Consider the following 17,343-nt stretch of genomic DNA (forward strand, 5'->3'; position numbering starts at 1 on the left):
ATCCGACGATGGGCTAACCATGAATTTCTCGTCACACGGCCACTTGAGAACCGATTTCGTTTACCATTGTTTCCAAATATGTAGCCGTAAGCGAGGAAGTACCCGCATGACGATCCGTCCGCAACCGCTGATGCGCACCCTGGCCGCCGCTGTCCTTAGCCTGGTGATGGGCGCTCCGGCCGCCATGGCAGACGACCCGGTCACTCTGACCATGTACAACGGTCAACACAAGGAAATCGGCGAAGCCATCGCCAAGGCCTACGAGGCCAAGACCGGCATCCATATCAATATCCGCAAAGGCAGCAGCAATCAGCTGGCCAGCCAGATCATCGAGGAAGGCGACCGCTCGCCGGCCGACATCATCTACACCGAAGAATCGCCACCACTGAACAACCTGGGCGAACTGGGCTTGCTGGCGAAGATCGACGACGCCACGCTGAACATGCTGCCCAAGGAATACGTTGCCGCCAACGGTTCCTGGATGGGCGTGACCGCCCGCACCCGCGTGGTGGTGTTCAACCCGAAGAAGATCGATGAGAAAGACTTGCCGCAATCGGTAATGGATTTCGCCAACCCCGAGTGGGACGGCAAGGTCGGTTTCGTACCGACCAGCGGTGCATTCCAGGAACAGGCCGTGGCCATCCTCAAGATGCACGGGCGTGACGCTGCCGAAGAGTGGCTGACCGGCCTGAAAGCCTTCGGCAAGACCTACACCAACAACATGGTCGCACTCAAGGCCGTGGAAAAAGGCGAAGTCGCCGCCGTGCTGGTGAACAACTACTACTGGTACGCCCTGGAGCGCGAGCGCGGCAAGCTCGATTCGAAGCTGTATTACCTGGCCGACGGCGATGCCGGTGGCCTGGTGACCATCTCCGGCGCCGCAGCGGTCAAGGCCAGCAAGCACCCGAAAGAAGCGCAGGCCCTGCTCAACTGGATGGCCAGCGAAGAAGGTCAGCGTGTGATCACCCAGACCACCGCTGAATACCCGCTGCACAAAGGCATGGTCTCCGACCGTGGCCTGAAGCCGTTCGAAGACCTGCGCCCGCCGAAAATCTCGCCGGCCGACCTGGGCAATGCCGAGGAAGCGCTGGAGCTTGAACGCGAGGTCGGCCTGCTCTGATGACCGCCGCCCTGTCCGAGCCGGTGCCGGTACGCTTCGTACCGCGCCGCAAGCGCCCCTCCATCTGGGTGGTGCTGCCTGTACTGTTTCTGGTGGCGATGAGCTTGCTGCCATTGCTGTACGTCGCGATGAAAGCCTGGGAAGCCGGCTGGCGAGAAGCCTTGCACCTGCTCTGGCGCCCGTTCGTCTGGGGCCTGATGCGCAACACCCTGATGCTGATGGTCGGGGTGACGGTGGCGTGCATGGTGGTTGGCCTGGCGCTGGCGTGGCTGCTCGAACGCAGCAACCTGCCGGGCCGTCGGCTGTGGGGCGTAGTGCTATGCCTGCCCTTCGCCGTGCCCTCGTTCGTCAGCAGCTTTACCTGGGTGTCGCTGAGCTCGGACTTCGAGGGACTGGGCGGAGCTATCCTGGTCATGGCCCTGTCCAAGTACCCGCTGATATTCCTGCCGGTGGCCGCCACCCTGCGCAACCTCGACACTTCGCTTGAAGAGTCGGCGCGCACCCTGGGCTGCAGCCGCTGGGGCGTTTTCACCAAGGTCACCCTGCCGCTGCTGTGGCCGTCGATGCTCGGCGGCGCATTGCTGATCGCCCTGCACATGCTGGTAGAGTTCGGCGCGTTGTCGATCCTGGGCCTGCAGACCTTCACCACGGCGATCTACCAACAGTTCGAGCTGGAGTTCAGCAACTCCAACGCCGCCATGCTCTCGGCGGTACTGCTGGCACTGTGCCTGGTGATGCTCTGGCTGGAACTGAAGGTGCGCGGCAAGGCCCGCCACGTACGCATCGGTCAGGGCGTGGCACGCCGCGCGCAGCCGGTACGCCTGGGTAGCTGGGCGCCGCTGGCGCAACTGTTCTGCCTGGGCCTGGCGATACTGGGCAGCGGTATTCCACTGGCCATGCTCGGTTACTGGCTGAGCGTGGGGTCTTCGGCGGCGTTCCCGGTGGCGGAGATTTCTAAGGCGCTGCTGACCTCTCTGTCGGTGTCACTGGGCGGCGCCGGTTTCTGCGTGCTGCTGGCGTTGCCGGTGAGCTTCCTGGTGGTGCGCTACAAAGGCCGCCTGGCGCTCTGGGCCGAGCGCCTGCCCTACCTGCTGCATGCCCTTCCCGGCCTGGTGATCGCCCTGACGCTGGTAGTGTTTTCCCTGCACTACGTGCCGGCGCTGTACCAGACCGCTGCATTGCTGCTGCTGGCCTATGCGCTGTTGTTCCTGCCTTTGGCGCAGGCCCCTGTGCGCACCGCGCTGAACAAGGCATCGCCAACCCTGGAAGAAGCCGCCCGCACCCTGGGTGCCAGCAGTTTCGCGGCGTTCTGCCGGGTGACCTTGCCGATCATCTTCCCAGCATTGGCGGCCGCCTTCGCACTGGTGTTCCTCGATGCCATGAAGGAGCTGACTGCCACCCTGCTGCTCAGCCCGACGGGCATGACCACCTTGGCCACCGAGGTCTGGGCGCATACCGCCAACGTCGAGTTCGCGGCGGCGGCACCTTATGCGGCGTTGTTGATTGTGGTTTCGGGGTTGCCGGTGTATCTGCTGACTACGCGGATGTATTTGAACAAGGCGTGAGAACCTGTCCAGGCTGCCGAACAGCCTGGACCGTCACTAGGCGCTGTACACACAAAAAGGCTATCACCAATATCAGGGGCAAACGCTTGCCGCGGCCTGCACAAGTCACTTCCTGGACATGATCCGCAAGACCCGCAGAAACAGATTGATAATGTCTAGATAAAGCGAGGCGGCGCTGTCGATTGCATTATCCACGGTACGCTCGATTTGGTTCGCACGCCCCCAATCCACCCCAATATAACCACAGAAGATAGCTGCAACGATCCAATCCATTGCCGCCAGGTGGGTGCCGAACAACAGGGCTTGCCCCAACTCGACGACAATAGTAATTACCAAGGCAATGAACAGTGACGCTTCGATACGCTTGAAGAAGCCGGGAAACACCGTACCCAGCAGCATCATGCCCACGGTCAGCAAAGCGGTCGTTTGCGCTGCCTGCACGATGTTTTCATGCGAATAGTCCGGGAGGACGACGACAAGCAGCAAGCTGATCGGAAGCACGATCAGGTTATATCCAAGAAAGCTGTACAGCGGTTTTTCAGATTTGAAGATGATGGCGACACCCGTCATCGCCGTGATCATGTAACCCACCAAAAACAGCATTATGGGTATGGCCCGAACGATCTCAGCTGGCACCGTGGCCACCAGATACCAGTTGACGGCAAAGCCCCACAGCAGTACTGCGCCGAGGATGAGATTGTATGTGTTGGCAGAAATCTGATGATTGGTTCCGACTCGGTTGAAAGTTTCGTTTTCCAGCATGCTCGCTGTGCTCCTCGATACTGCCTCTATAAATTTCAATCAGAATGACGTAGTTTGAACACCCCATGACCACCGAGCTTCTAATTGTAGACACCCGCCACACCCACCATCCCGCCAACATTCGGCGCCATCTAATTAATACTCACTCATACAGACAAAAATTAAAAATGAGATGAACATAAGATTCCACAGGACAACCAATAGATACCGCATCGCCACCGGAAAACTATCTACCTCTCTTGAATCAACCAGCCCTCTATACACGAATATCTTTGGCATAGTCAGCAATATCGAGACCGTACAAATCCGCATGACACGCCCAATCAAGCCCGCCCGCGAATATAGGTTTTTATTCCCTATCACAAAACTAGAGTTGGAAAGCATGGATTCTATGAGCTCTAGATGACGATACGACAAATACACCAACACCAAGAGCGATAGGACCGCCAAAACAAAACACCCCAACACAACCAGATCCACTACACTAATTGTCATGGGTTTAGACTACGATAAAGTACGTCACCAAAATATTCTCCGCCTTGTCCACCTTTCTCCCCACCAATCTTGCCACCTACAGTCCCGCCCAATACAGCACACGCTAATGCACCACTGCCTCCAGTAGGAATACCCAACACCGCCGCGCACACCGCTGTAGCGATAGCACCTCCAACCGCTCCCCCAACGGTGCTGCCGCCAACGCTACCTATCAAAGCGCCCCTTTCGACATACCTGGCTCGCGTGCACTCATCTTCTCGCCCAAAGGTGCATGCTTTATGGATACTCAACCCTGTTGCAGCCACATCGAGTCCGATGCCGATATAAATGCCCTTCTTTATGAGATTTGCAGCCTTAGAAACTCCAGCGACCTTTTCCGCATACCCAACAATTTCACCGGAGTGCAGATAACTCTTCGTGGAAATCCCTAGCGTTCTTTTAGTTGTACCTTTTTTACGCAAGCCCGAGCCGTACGCCGCCAGCCTATCCAGTTGCTCTTCCAACCTGATGAACAAACCCATCCGTTTGGCATAAAATTCATCACGCGCTTTGATTGACACATTCCCCAAGTAATTACGATGAAGCTGCTCGATCTGCCCGAGCGTTGCCTTGATTGCGTCAAGGTGCCTGACGATAAAGGCGCTTGATCGGGCTGAACGATGTTCAGTGGTTGATGAGAGGTACGTATCAGGGCGCGCAGGTGCTCGCCTCGAGCAGCCTGGACTTTCGAACTACACATATGAGCTTACCTCCAGTACTCTATCCAAACAAAAAACAGAACAATCAGTGCAATCAGCAAAATTTGTATAATCCACAAGCGCACTAACAGCCTCTGCAGGTCGATGGGAACCTTAGTAACCTCATCGTTATCTAACAGACCCTTTCGAACGCTAAAATATTTCATAGATAGCATTGCAGAAACTGACCCTAACCGCATGACTTTCCCGAGCAACCCCGCATGAGAATATATTTCTCTATTCACAGCCACCATTCGGCTATTTGACAAGATTGATTCGATACGATCCAAATATCGATACGCAACAAATACCCACACACCAACCATCAAAAACGGCGAAATAATTACAATCACACCAAGCACCGCCAAGTGCAAATTACTCATCGCACTGCCTCATACAAAATCTCCCCCACTCTTTCTCCCAATACCTCACCAAACTCACCGCCAGCAATACCTCCAGCCGCACCCCCCAATACTACGCATGCGAAAGTTGCCGTTCCACCGGTGGGAATACCTACAGCAACACATGCTATTGGCCCCAATACTCCCCCGACATATCCACCAAGTCCTCCCAGCCCCAAGCCCGCAACTAGCGAACTCCTCTCGACATACTCAGCCTTTCTACACTCTTCCTCCCGCCCAAGCACGCAAGCGTTACGAATTGACAGTTCGGTTGACGCCACATCAAGCGCCATCCCTAAATACGTACCTCTTTTAACCCAACTAGCCGCCTTCGCCACGCCAGATATTTTTTCTGCATACCCTTTAATTTCACCACCGTGAAGAAATCTTTTGGTAGATATATCCAGCGCACGCTTGATCTTACCCCGATTGCGCAGCCCTGCCCCATACGCAGCCATACTGTCTAGCTGCGCCTTCAACTTTAAAAACAGCACTGTGCGCTTCGAGTAGAATTCATCACGAGCTTTCAACGTGCCTTGATGCAAATAAACTCGGTGTAGCTGCTCTATCTCCTCTAGCGTTTTCTTGATAGCTTCAAGATGCTTACCCCAAGCGGCACTAGCTGTACCAGCGCCGATGGAAGCACGGGCCAGCAAGCTCTGCAGCAGCTCAAAATTCTCCAGAAGGAAACCGTCAAACCCACCGCCGTTAAATTCAATGTCAAGGTGTATACCTAACGCCTTACCCATGAGAAATGCCTCATGGGCAGTACAGGACGGCGTGCTTGGGTCACCCACAATTATCAGTTCGCCAGGGAAAACAACAGTGTTGACGATATGCGCATTCAACACATCAAATTTGGCCCGCTGATTGGCCGACATCGGCGTATCGGCCTTCAGCGACTCATATGACTGCGCATGCGAATTGATGAAGCTGCGTGCCTCGGACATGGTCGCCCCTCACGCATACTTTTTGTTGTTGATACGGTCCCATCCACCCGTCACGTTTCCACCGGCACTGCCGTCGAGGCGCTTCTGCCGCGTGTAGGTGGTTTTGATCCGCCCGTAGTTGAGCTGTACGACCTCCATCGGCACACCGGAACTGGCGCTCTGGGCGTAGTCAGCGATGATCACTTCTTCGAGCACGACTTCGTAGTACTTGAGCTTGTCGGTACCGGCGCGACACACCACCAGCTTCACTTCCTTCAGGTGCTGGCCCGCACAACTGGCTTCAAGAAGCTTGCAGCTGGCACTGTCCAGGTATTTGGTGAAGGTGAAATTGGTGAGGGTGGTGCGCCCTGAAGATGCGCCACCCGCAGAACTTGCGGTGGCAGACGTGCTTTGGCTGGCACCGAATTTGTAGCCGACGATTTCGATCCAGTTGGCGTATTGCTGGTCCAGCGCTTCGCCAGTGATTTCCGCGATGTGGATATAGGCGTCGAAAGCCATGTGTACCTCTCCCTGGTAACGATTGGTCTGAAAACGACGGTGTTCGGACAGCGTCGATCTGGAGTTGTTCCTCAAGAAGCGAAGCAGAGCATGCCGCCAGGCTTGAGGCCCAGTTGACACTAGTCGTACCTAACTGCAGACGCAATAGTACGCAGATGTTGGAGGTCAAATTAGGAAATAGCCTACAAATTTGACGATAAAGGCGCTTGATCGGGCTGAACGATATTTAGTGGTGATGAGAGGAACGTATCAGGGCGCAGGTGCTCGCCTCGACATCTCCAGCGTTTATGAAACCTAGCGCCGCGCGGGCGGCGCTCGGTCCCAAAGGCGCACAAAAAAACCAAAGGCGAACAACCCGAACCCACCTCGACTCAAGCCCTGAACTGCCCCAGGCTCGCCCGCAGCTGCGCCGCCAAGTCATCCAGCACCTTGCTGCTTGCTGTGGTCTGCATCACCACTTCTGCCGAACGCTCTGCCTGGGCATGAATATTCTCGACCCGCCCACGCACCGCCTGAGCGCCATGTGCCTGCTGTTCCGCCGCCCGAGTCGCCAGGCCGATCGCCGCATGCACCTGCTCCACTGCCGCCTGCACCGACTGCTGCCGGCGCTCGTTGTCGCGCAGCACTCGCAGGCCTTCGCTGGCCTTGAGGCCGGCCTGGCCGATGGTTGTCACGGCCTCCTTGGCGCCCTTCTGCAGCGCCGCGATATGCGCCTGGATGTCGCCGGTAGAGCTTTGTGTCTTGCTCGCCAACGCCCTCACCTCATCGGCCACCACGGCAAACCCGCGCCCGGTCTCACCGGCCCGCGCGGCTTCAATGGCTGCGTTGAGCGCAAGCAGGTTGGTCTGCTCGGCGATACCGTGGATCACGGTCAGCACCACTTCGATCTGCTCGCTCTGCTTGGCCAGCCGTTCGATCACCTGCGAGCCGGTTTCGACCTGGCCAGCCAGGTTCTCGATCATGCCGGCCAGTTGCGTCGAAGCGCGGCTGTTCTCATCGGTCGCCTGGCGGATGTCGACCACCTGCTGCAGCGCCGCCTGCATGGCCTGGCTTTCCGCCTGAGCCTCATCAGCCATGCTCGACAGGTCGCGCAGGCTGGCGGCCACTTCGTCGCGTTGCAGCGCTGCGGCAGCATCGGCGCCTGCATTGCGCTGCGTCATGCTGCCGATCTCGATCCCTGTACGCTGTGCCACCTCGCCCGCCTCACGGACAATCGGCTGCAACTTGTCGACGAAACGATTGACCGCCGAGGCCATGTCGCCTATCTCGTCGCGACTGTCGAGGTTGACGCGCTTGGTCAGGTCACCTTCGCCTGCAGCCAAATCGTTGAGCGCAGTAATCAGCAGGCGCAGCTTGCTGAGCACGCGGCGACCTAGCACCAGGGCCACTACCAGCAACACGCCAACCCCCACCACCACAAGGCCCAGCCCGATGCGCCAACGCAGCTCTGCCGCAGCGTCGCGCACGGTTTGTGCGGTATTGGCCTGCATCGCCGTAGCACTCCCCTGTGCGGTTTCCAGGCGCTCGCGCAAGGCCTTGCCGCTGTCGGCTGCGGCTGCACCGAGGCTGTCGCCCACCAATTGTTCACCGCTGGTGATCAAGGCAGCGAAGCGCTGGTCCAAGGCTTTGAGTTCCTGATCGACACCGGCAGTGGATACCCCCATCAGCACCTTGCCGATTTCCGCGCCGTTGGGGCTGATCGAGGCCTCGACGAAATACACCGAAGGGTCGCGGCGAGCGGCATCCAGTACCTTGTCCAATGCCCGTTCACCCTGGCCTTTTTCCATCAAGGCCTGGTTGATCGGGTTCTGCCGGTTCAGGTAGCGGGTCAGGTGCTGACCCTGGGCGTCGTCGTAGATCACGAACAGTACGTTGGGGTTGCGCTGGGCCCGACGTGCGAAATCGGACAGCACCGGCACGTCGTTGTCCCAGATAGCCCGTGGGGCGACCGATGCCAGCAGTTGGGCCATGTCGTTGGCCGAGTCCTTGAGGTTCTTTTCCAGCGTGGTGCGCAGTTGCTGCTGCTCGCTTTGCAGCCGCTCGGACAGCCCGGCGCTAAGGCGCTGTCGTGTACTGCTGGAGAGGCTGTCCAGACCGGCGCGTACGTCCTGCCCAGCTTGCTCAAGGTCGCTGGCGAGCTTACGGCTATCGCTGCCCAGGCGCTCGCCCAGGTCGGCCTCAAGGGCGGTGACAGTGCTTCGGGTCAGCGCAACGGCAACCACTACCTGCACCAAAAGAGCGATACCAAGGGCAACAAACACAGGCCGCAAGAGGCGGCTTCGTAACAGTGAGAGGATGGCAGACACGGTGAAACCCTCGTGCTTTCTGGCGCCACTATTTTGATGGCATCTACAGAAACTTCTTACAGCAAGGGTTGTGCCGGACACAGCAGGGATAAACGCCAAGGTTAAGCAGTGCCATTGTCAGCATCGAGCAGATGCAAAAACGCCGCGCTCCCTTTCAAGAGCGCGGCGTCAGATCAGCCAGGTGGCAGATCAGGCGAACGGATGACGCAGCACGATGGTCTCGTTGCGGTCCGGACCGGTGGAGATGATATCGATCGGTGCGCCGGTCAGCTCCTCGATGCGCTTGATGTAAGCGCGGGCAGCCGCTGGCAGCTCTTCCAGGGTCTTGGCGCCCAGGGTCGACTCGCTCCAGCCTGGCATCTCTTCATACACCGGCTCCAGGCCGATATAGCTGTCAGCGTCGGACGGCGCGTCGATGACCGCGCCGTTCTCGTTCTTGTAGCCGACACAGATGTTGATGGTTTCCAGGCCGTCCAGTACGTCCAGCTTGGTCAGGCAGATGCCCGAGATGCTGTTGACGTCGATGGCGCGACGCAGAATGACGGCATCGAACCAGCCGCAACGACGGGCACGGCCGGTGGTCGAACCGAACTCGTGGCCACGCTTGGCCAGGGTGGCGCCCGTCTCGTCGAACAGTTCGGTCGGGAACGGACCGGAACCGACGCGAGTGGTGTAGGCCTTGGTGATGCCGAGGATGTAGTCCAGGTACATCGGGCCAACGCCAGAACCAGTGGAGATACCGCCAGCAGTGGTGTTGGAGCTGGTGACGTACGGGTAGGTACCGTGGTCGATGTCCAGCAGCGAGCCCTGGGCACCTTCGAACATGATGTCCTTGCCAGCGCGACGCAGGTTGTGCAGTTCGGCGGTGACATCGAGCATCATCGGCTTGAGCTGCTCGGCGTAAGCCATGCACTCGTCCAGGGTCTGCTGGAAGTCGATGGCCGGCTCTTTGTAGTAGTTCACCAGCTGGAAGTTGTGATAATCCAGCAGCTCACCCAGCTTGGCGGCGAAACGCTCACGGTGGAACAGGTCGCCAACGCGCAGGCCGCGACGGGCAACCTTGTCTTCGTAGGCTGGGCCGATACCACGGCCGGTGGTGCCGATCTTGGCTTCGCCACGGGCTTTCTCGCGGGCCTGGTCCAGGGCCACGTGGTACGACAGGATCAGTGGGGCAGCCGGGCTGATGCGCAGGCGCTCGCGCACTGGTACGCCCTTCTCTTCCAGCTTGGTGATTTCACGCATCAGGGCATCGGGCGCAACGACCACGCCGTTGCCGATCAGGCACTGCACGCCTTCGCGCAGGATGCCGGACGGGATCAGGTGCAAAACGGTTTTTTCACCGTTGATCACCAGCGTGTGGCCCGCGTTGTGGCCACCCTGGTAGCGCACTACGGCGGCAGCATGTTCGGTCAGCAGATCGACGATCTTGCCTTTGCCCTCATCACCCCACTGGGTGCCCAGGACGACGACATTCTTACCCATTACATTGGTCCTCATTCACGCAAACTTGGTTGCCGGCCTACTGCCGACGCAGAAACTCAATGGGTCAGCGGCAGAACCTGCCAGCGCCCGTCTTGCTGAATCAATTGCCGATCACAATCCGCCTCGAGAGCAGCACTCAACGGCTGGCCAGGCAGAGCCTGGACCACACGCTGGCCCTCGTTGCGCAACTGGCAGACCTGCTGCCAGAGGGCCGCGTCACCGCTGTCGGGCATCCAGATGCCGCCAGCTGGCAATACGACCTCCGCTCGCCCCAGTGTGACCAGGGTCTTCAAATCCGTGGAGAAACCGGTGGCCGGGCGTGCCCGACCGAAATCTGCGCCGATGTCGTCGTAGCGCCCGCCTTGGGCGATCGATTGACCTTCGCCAGGCACGAACACGGCGAACACCACACCGGTGTGGTAGTTGTAACCACGCAACTCGCCAAGGTCGAAGTACAGCGGCAGCTCCGGATAGCGCGACGCCAGGCGATCAGCGATCGCCAACAGGTCGTCAAGCGCCGCCAGCACGCTGGCCGGGGCACGACCCAGGCGCACACGGGCTTCGGCCAGCACTTCGCGGCCACCGCACAGCTCGACCAGAGCGCGCAGCATGTTGCCCAGGTCCTTCGGCAAGTCGGCAGTCAGTGCCTGCACTTCATCGACCGACTTGCGCTGCAGGGCATCGAACAGCTGCTGTTCGACTGCGCCGGACAAACCGGCGGCGCGCGCCAGGCCACGGTAGATGCCGACATGGCCGAGGTCCATGTGCACATCCGCGACGTCGGTCAGCTGCAGCGTGGCGAGCATCAGGCTGATGACTTCGACATCACTGGTAGGGCTGGCATCGCCGTACAGCTCGGCACCCAGCTGGATCGGGCTGCGCGAAGTGGACAGCGCACGCGGTTGGGCGTGCAGCACACTGCCGGCATAGCACAGACGGCTCGGGCCTTCGCGGCGCAGGGTGTGGGCGTCGATGCGCGCCACCTGCGGGGTAAAGTCGGCACGGAAGCCCATCAGGCGACCGGACTGCGGGTCCACCACCTTGAAGGTGCGCTGATCCAGGTCCTGGCCGGCGCCGGTAAGCAGCGACTCCAGGTACTCGATATGCGGGGTGACGACCAGTTCGTAGCCCCAACTCTGGAACAGGTCCAACACCTGACGACGCGCGATCTCGATACGCGCAGCCTCAGGTGGCAGTACTTCCTCGATGCCATCTGGCAGTAGCCAGCGGTCTACCGTTGCCATTACGCCATTTCCCCTCTGGTCCGGGCGGCTTGCCTGCAGGCGAGCCGTCAGTGAAGCAGGCATTGGCGCACAGCAGCAGGCAGCACTGATCCCAGCGCCGCCACCGTACCCAATACCCTCGAATTGCCTTGCGAACTGACCAAACCGTCAACTGGCGCTTTGCCAATCAACCTTGCAGACGCAAAAAAGCCGGGAAATTTCCCGGCTGCCTCATCATACACCCCTTTTTAATCAGGATGCACCCCGCCTGGTGTTTTAGCTGCCAGGCGGGGCATTTCCCGATCAGAGCATCAGGGCCTGCTCTTGTCCAGGAAGCGGAAGAACTCGTTCTTCGGATCCAGGACCAGGACATCGCTCTTGCTGGAGAAGCTCTCGCGGTATGCCTGAAGGCTACGGTAGAACGCATAGAACTCAGCGTCCTGGGTATAAGCCTTGGCATAGATGGCGGCCGACTGGGCATCACCATCACCGCGGGTTTCTTCCGCTTCACGATAGGCTTCGGCCAGCAGTACGCGGCGCTGACGGTCGGCATCCGCACGGATACCCTCTGCCAGCTCGTTACCCTTGGCACGATGCTCGCGGGCTTCGCGCTCACGCTCGGTGCTCATACGGTCGAACACACTGCGGTTGACTTCCTTCGGCAGGTCGATGGCCTTGACGCGCACATCCACCACCTCGATACCCAGCTCCTTACTGGCCATGCGATTCAGTGATGCCGTGATGTCAGCCATCAGCGCGTCACGTTCACCGGAAACCACTTCGTGCAGGGTACGCTTACCGAACTGGTCACGCAGGCCGCTTTCCAGGCGACGAGACAGACGTTCATCGGCGATCTGCTTGAGGCCGGAAGTCGCGGTATAGAAACGCTCGGCATCCTGAACGCGCCACTTGGCGTAGGCGTCGACCATCACCGCTTTTTTCTCCAGGGTCAGGAACCGCTGGGTCGGGGCGTCGAGGGTCATCAGGCGGGCGTCGAACCTGCGCACCTGGTTCACATAAGGAATCTTCACATGCAGGCCAGGCTGGACATCCGCCTGGACCACACGGCCGAATTGCAGCAGTACCGCACGTTCGGTCTGGGCCACGATGTAGAAGCTGTTCCAGGCCACGACGGCCAGCACCACAGCTGCGATCAGGGCGATCAGCGATTTATTGCTCATCAGCGGCTCTCCCTAGTGCGCATCTGCTGCTGTTGCTGTTGCAGGTCCTGCGCCGCACGTGCGGCAGCATCATTGGCCGACGGCGACACACTGGCAGCCGGCGCGGACGTGTTGCGGCCGCCTTCGACCATCTTGTCCAGCGGCAGGTAGAGCAGGTTGTTCTGCCCGTCCTTGGTTGCCACCATGACCTTGCTGGTATTGCTGTAAACCTTTTGCATGGTCTCCAGATACAGACGCTGACGGGTCACGTCCGGTGCCTTACGGTACTCGGCGAGCAGCTTGGTGAAGCGGTCCGCCTCACCCTTGGCGCGGGCGATGACTTCGTCGCGGTAACCGTTGGCGTCCTCGATGATGCGCTGGGCCTGACCACGGGCTTCCGGCACCACGCCATTGGCGTAGGATTCGGCCTGGTTACGGGCACGCTGCTCGTCTTCGCGGGCACGGATCACGTCGTCGAAGGCTTCCTGTACTTCACGCGGGGCTGCCGCGCTCTGTACGTTGACCTGGGTGACCGTGATACCGGTACGGTAGTTGTCGAGGAAGCGCTGCAGGCGTTCGCGGATATCCACGGCCATCTGCTCACGACCCTCGGTCAACACCTGGTCCATCGAGGTGGAACCCACCACGTGGCGCAGGGCGCTTTCGGTGGCATGCTGCAGGCTGACCTCGGGCTGGTCGACGTTGAGCACGAAGTCCTGCAGGTTGGTGATCTTGTACTGGACGGTCAGTGGCACCTCGACGATGTTCTCGTCTTCGGTGAGCATCTGGCCCTGCTTGGTATAGGCACGCTCGCGCGTGACGTTTTCCATGTACTTGCGATCGATCGGCGGGAAGTAGATGTTCAGGCCGGGACCGACCGTTTCATAGTACTTGCCGAAGCGCAGCACAACGGCCTGCTCCTGCTCGTCGACCACGTACACGGCGCTGTACAGCCAGATGGCAGCCAGTACCGCCAGGCCGATGCCCAGCAGGCCGTAGCCACCGCCCTTGCCGACATTGCGGTCACCGCCGCCACGTTTCTTGCCGCTGCCGAACATGCCGTTAAGGCTGTCCTGCAGTTTGCGGAAGGCCTCGTCCAGATCCGGCGGGCCTTTTTTATCGCCACCACCGCCACCACCACCGCGGCGGCCGCCCCAGGGATCCTGATTGTTCGAGTTGCCACCCGGCTCGTTCCAAGCCATAGCGCTCTCCATCTGATAAAGCAAAGACGCGCCCACGGCGCGCCGTCCAATGCTACAGAATGCCTGCCACTGCTGCCCGACGACCTCGGCGGGCATTTATTGCAAAGTGTGTTGCTCGACAAACACTTGCGGCTCCATGCCTTCGCGGCTGACCAGGCGATTCAACTCGACCCTGGGCAATCGCACACTCAGCAGGCTGCGCCCTTCTTCGTCATGCTCTTCACTCTGCACCGCACCCAAGTCAAAGAATTGCGCGCGCAAGCGGGCAAAACGCTGCTCCAGGCACAGGGTACCGACAAAAAGATCATCCCCCAGCAACTCGGCAATGGCCTGACCAACCAACTCCAGGCCACGGCCATCTCGAGCCGATACCCAGACCCGCTCCGGCTTGCCATCGGCATTGCGCTGGATCTGCGGCTCGACATCTTCAAGCAGGTCGAGTTTGTTATAGACCTCGAGGATCGGCAAGCCTTCGGCACCGATCTCGCCCAATACTGCCAGCACCTGCTCGATCTGCTCCATGCGCTCAGGCTCATGGGCGTCGATCACATGCAGCAGCAGGTCGGAGTTGCTCGACTCTTCGAGCGTAGCCCGAAATGCCTCGACCAGCTTGTGCGGAAGGTGGCGAATGAAGCCCACGGTGTCAGCCAGCACGATAGGCCCAAGGTCGTCGAGCTGGAGCCGGCGCAGGGTCGGGTCGAGGGTGGCGAACAATTGGTCGGCGGCGTACACATCGGATTCAGTCAGCGCGTTGAACAACGTGGACTTGCCAGCGTTGGTGTAACCCACCAGCGATACCGACGGGATATCCGCGCGGCGACGACCTCGGCGAGCCTGCTCACGCTGGCTGCGGACTTTTTCCAGGCGCGACTTGATCTGCCGCAGGCGCACCCGCAACAGGCGCCGGTCGGTTTCCAGCTGGGTTTCACCCGGGCCGCGCATACCGATACCACCCTTCTGACGCTCGAGGTGGGTCCAGCCGCGCACCAGCCGCGTGCTCATGTGCTCGAGCTGGGCCAGTTCGACCTGCAGCTTGCCTTCATGGGTACGCGCCCGTTGGGCGAAGATGTCGAGAATCAGCCCGGTACGATCAAGCACGCGACACTCGAAGACTCGTTCGAGGTTGCGCTCCTGACTGGGCGTGAGGGTGTGATTGAAAATCACCAGGTCAACCTGTTCGGCTTTGACCAGGTCGCGCAATTCCTCGACCTTGCCGCTGCCAATCAGGTATTTGGCGGTAGGCTGATGCCTTGCCACTGTGACCAGCGAGACGATGTCGGCTCCGGCCGACAATGCCAGCTCCTGAAACTCCTGCGGGTCTTCGCGCGCCTCAGGGTTCTGACCTTCCAAGTGAACGAGCAGCGCCCGCTCACCACCACCGTGGCGCTCAAAGAACAATGCAGGCTCCTATCAGGCGTTGCCTGGTTCGCTGTCGCCGTGTTCGGAATCGGACGGGCTTGGCAGGCGAACCGGACGGGCTGGAACCACGGTCGAAATCGCGTGCTTGTAGACCATCTGGCTGACGGTGTTCTTCAGCAGCACCACGAACTGGTCGAACGATTCGATCGAGCCCTGCAGCTTGATCCCGTTGACCAGATAGATCGAAACCGGGACCTTTTCTTTTCTCAAGGTGTTCAAGTAAGGGTCTTGTAGCGAATGCCCTTTTGACATATGCCGCACTCCTGTAAGGATAAATAGTAGAAAATCAAAAAAATCGATAAGTTAGGCCGCCCCTTCGGAAGAATAGACGGCAATCAGCAGGGACTCAGCTCAATATGGAGATGGCCCCAAGGTATTTCAAGGTGCGGGACAGATTGTCGCAGGCCAGGCTGTCGAGCCAGTGCACGTCGGACCAACCGCGCAACCAGGTGAACTGACGCTTGGCCAGCTGGCGAGTAGCAATGATACCGCGTTCGCGCATCTCATTCTCAGTCAGCTTGCCGTCGAGGTAGTCCCAGACCTGCCGATATCCCACTGCCCGTATAGACGGCAGCCCGGCGTGCAAGTCACTTCTGGCTCGCAGCGATCGGACCTCGTCGACGAAGCCCTGTTCCAGCATCTGCGAAAATCGTAACGCAATTCGCTGATGCAGAATGTGACGATCTGTAGGAGCAATCGCCAAACTCGCGACAGTATAGGGCAAATGCCCGCCAGCGCCTGCGTCTGCGCCGCTACTTTCCGCGAATTGACGCTGGCGATGGGCTGTCATGCTCTCGCCACTCACATGATAGACCTCCAACGCACGGATCAGGCGCTGCGGGTCGTTGGGGTGGATGCGTGCGGCCGACTCCGGGTCCACTTCGGCGAGCTGGCGGTGCAACTCGGCCAAACCCAGCGCCTGCGCCCGGGCCTCGAGTTCGGCACGCACCGCAGCGTCAGCCGGCGGCATGTCCGCCAGGCCATCGATCAATGCCTTGTAGTAGAGCATGGTGCCACCGACCAGCAGCGGGACTTTGCCGCGCGCGGTGATTTCGGCCATGGCCTGAAGGGCATCGGTGCGAAACTGCGCAGCCGAGTAGCTCTCGGCAGGGTCGCGAATATCGATAAGACGATGTGGATGGGCAGCCAATACCTCCTTGGAGGGTTTGGCGCTGCCGATGTCCATGCCGCGGTAGACGAGGGCCGAGTCGACGCTGATCAGCTCGCAGGGCAGGACCTTGGTCAGCTCGATGGCAAGGTCGGTCTTGCCGGCCGCCGTCGGGCCCATGAGGAATATTGCTGGGGGCTTGCCGCTCATGTCATCGACCGCGCAGGAAAAGTTTGTCCAGGTCGTCCAGGCCCATCTGGGTCCAGGTCGGTCGGCCATGGTTGCACTGGCCGCTACGCTCGGTGTTTTCCATGTCGCGCAACAGGGCGTTCATTTCAGGAATCGCCAGGCGCCGGTTGGCACGTACGGCGCCGTGACAGGCCATGGTACCGAGCAGTTCGTTGAGGTGCGCCTGAATGCGATCGCTGGTGCCGTACTCCATAAGGTCGGCAAGCACATCCTGGACCAGGCGGTTGGCCTCGGCCTGCTTGAGCAGGGCAGGAATCTGGCGGATCGCCAGCGTCTCGGGGCCCAGGCGCTGCAACTCAAAGCCCAGGCGCTGGAACCACTGGGCATGCTCCTCGGCGCAATCGGCCTCGCGCTGGCTCAGCGCCAGTGACTCGGGCACCAGCAGCGGCTGGCCACTCAGGCCCTCGCTGGCCATCGCCACCTTGAGCCGTTCATACATGATCCGCTCGTGGGCTGCATGCATGTCGACCAGCACCAGGCCGGCAGCATTCTCGGCGAGAATGTAGATGCCTTTGAGCTGGGCCAGAGCGTACCCCAAGGGCGGGATGTCGCCCTGGCTCTGCGGCAACGTCGCAGGCCCGGCAGCGTCATCGTTCAGCGGCTTGTAGAACTCGCGGTAGACCGCCTGGGCCTCGGCAGCGGGCAACGGCTGTGATGGCCGGGGGG

General features: G+C 59.9%; 15 protein-coding genes and 2 pseudogenes. 2 read left to right on the forward strand and 15 right to left on the reverse strand.

Features of this window, described 5'->3' with window-relative positions:
- Nucleotides 1–106: 106 nt before the first annotated feature.
- Together BLX42_RS14605 and BLX42_RS14610 are read left to right on the forward strand one after the other, a co-directional pair.
- Nucleotides 107–1,120 carry an extracellular solute-binding protein gene (locus BLX42_RS14605; protein ID WP_012316468.1) on the forward strand — a complete coding sequence of 338 codons (1,014 nt, stop codon included), beginning with the start codon at nucleotides 107–109 and terminating at the stop codon, nucleotides 1,118–1,120.
- Nucleotides 1,120–2,685, forward strand: a complete 1,566-nt coding sequence (locus BLX42_RS14610; RefSeq protein ID WP_161872043.1) for an iron ABC transporter permease — start codon at nucleotides 1,120–1,122, stop codon at nucleotides 2,683–2,685. The genes BLX42_RS14605 and BLX42_RS14610 overlap by 1 nt, the downstream gene beginning before the upstream one ends.
- Nucleotides 2,686–2,790: 105 nt before the next feature.
- Here the strand turns inward: BLX42_RS14610 and BLX42_RS14615 are convergent, their stop codons facing one another.
- The 15 genes and pseudogenes from BLX42_RS14615 to mutL all read right to left on the reverse strand — a co-directional run.
- Nucleotides 2,791–3,447 (reverse strand): Bax inhibitor-1 family protein, encoded by a 657-nt coding sequence (locus tag BLX42_RS14615; protein WP_161872044.1) that lies wholly within the window; start codon nucleotides 3,445–3,447, stop codon nucleotides 2,791–2,793.
- 491 nt (nucleotides 3,448–3,938) lie between these two features.
- Nucleotides 3,939–4,502, reverse strand: a complete 564-nt coding sequence (locus BLX42_RS14620; protein ID WP_161872045.1) for a hypothetical protein — start codon at nucleotides 4,500–4,502, stop codon at nucleotides 3,939–3,941.
- A 185-nt stretch (nucleotides 4,503–4,687) separates the two neighbouring features.
- A complete protein-coding gene (locus BLX42_RS14625) occupies nucleotides 4,688–5,062 on the reverse strand; it encodes a hypothetical protein (protein ID WP_161872046.1) in 375 nt (124 codons plus the stop codon).
- On the reverse strand, nucleotides 5,059–6,030 hold the full coding sequence (locus BLX42_RS14630) for a hypothetical protein (protein WP_161872047.1): 972 nt from the start codon (nucleotides 6,028–6,030) through the stop codon (nucleotides 5,059–5,061). The genes BLX42_RS14625 and BLX42_RS14630 overlap by 4 nt, the downstream gene beginning before the upstream one ends.
- Before the next feature lie 9 nt (nucleotides 6,031–6,039).
- The gene (locus BLX42_RS14635; RefSeq protein ID WP_161872048.1) at nucleotides 6,040–6,528 is read right to left on the reverse strand and encodes a type VI secretion system tube protein Hcp; all 489 of its coding nucleotides are present in this window, start codon (nucleotides 6,526–6,528) and stop codon (nucleotides 6,040–6,042) included.
- 371 nt (nucleotides 6,529–6,899) lie between these two features.
- Nucleotides 6,900–7,784: a methyl-accepting chemotaxis protein gene (locus tag BLX42_RS27220; protein WP_371926677.1), complete on the reverse strand. Its 885-nt coding sequence runs from the start codon at nucleotides 7,782–7,784 to the stop codon at nucleotides 6,900–6,902.
- Nucleotides 7,785–7,805: 21 nt separating this feature from the next.
- Nucleotides 7,806–8,498: pseudogene (locus BLX42_RS27225) on the reverse strand (methyl-accepting chemotaxis protein); the annotation flags it as partial.
- Nucleotides 8,499–9,023: 525 nt separating this feature from the next.
- The gene (locus BLX42_RS14645; RefSeq protein WP_012316474.1) at nucleotides 9,024–10,316 is read right to left on the reverse strand and encodes an adenylosuccinate synthase; all 1,293 of its coding nucleotides are present in this window, start codon (nucleotides 10,314–10,316) and stop codon (nucleotides 9,024–9,026) included.
- A 56-nt stretch (nucleotides 10,317–10,372) separates the two neighbouring features.
- Nucleotides 10,373–11,560, reverse strand: a complete 1,188-nt coding sequence (locus BLX42_RS14650) for an ATP phosphoribosyltransferase regulatory subunit (protein WP_012316475.1) — start codon at nucleotides 11,558–11,560, stop codon at nucleotides 10,373–10,375.
- Between the two features lie 290 nt (nucleotides 11,561–11,850).
- On the reverse strand, nucleotides 11,851–12,720 hold the full coding sequence (hflC, locus tag BLX42_RS14655) for a protease modulator HflC (protein ID WP_046788095.1): 870 nt from the start codon (nucleotides 12,718–12,720) through the stop codon (nucleotides 11,851–11,853).
- Nucleotides 12,720–13,901, reverse strand: a complete 1,182-nt coding sequence (gene hflK, locus BLX42_RS14660) for an FtsH protease activity modulator HflK (protein WP_046788096.1) — start codon at nucleotides 13,899–13,901, stop codon at nucleotides 12,720–12,722. Before hflK ends, hflC begins: the two co-directional genes overlap by 1 nt.
- A gap of 96 nt (nucleotides 13,902–13,997) precedes the next feature.
- Nucleotides 13,998–15,299 carry a ribosome rescue GTPase HflX gene (gene hflX, locus BLX42_RS14665; protein WP_012316478.1) on the reverse strand — a complete coding sequence of 434 codons (1,302 nt, stop codon included), beginning with the start codon at nucleotides 15,297–15,299 and terminating at the stop codon, nucleotides 13,998–14,000.
- Nucleotides 15,300–15,311: 12 nt separating this feature from the next.
- The gene (gene hfq, locus BLX42_RS14670) at nucleotides 15,312–15,572 is read right to left on the reverse strand and encodes an RNA chaperone Hfq (protein WP_003258160.1); all 261 of its coding nucleotides are present in this window, start codon (nucleotides 15,570–15,572) and stop codon (nucleotides 15,312–15,314) included.
- A 94-nt stretch (nucleotides 15,573–15,666) separates the two neighbouring features.
- Nucleotides 15,667–16,638: a tRNA (adenosine(37)-N6)-dimethylallyltransferase MiaA gene (gene miaA, locus BLX42_RS14675; RefSeq protein ID WP_115273763.1), complete on the reverse strand. Its 972-nt coding sequence runs from the start codon at nucleotides 16,636–16,638 to the stop codon at nucleotides 15,667–15,669.
- A 1-nt stretch (nucleotide 16,639) separates the two neighbouring features.
- Nucleotides 16,640–17,343, reverse strand: a pseudogene (mutL, locus tag BLX42_RS14680) (DNA mismatch repair protein MutL); the annotation flags it as partial.

Source organism: Pseudomonas sp. SG-MS2 (assembly GCF_009933855.1).
GTDB classification, from domain to species: Bacteria; Pseudomonadota; Gammaproteobacteria; order Pseudomonadales; family Pseudomonadaceae; genus Aquipseudomonas; species Aquipseudomonas putida_E.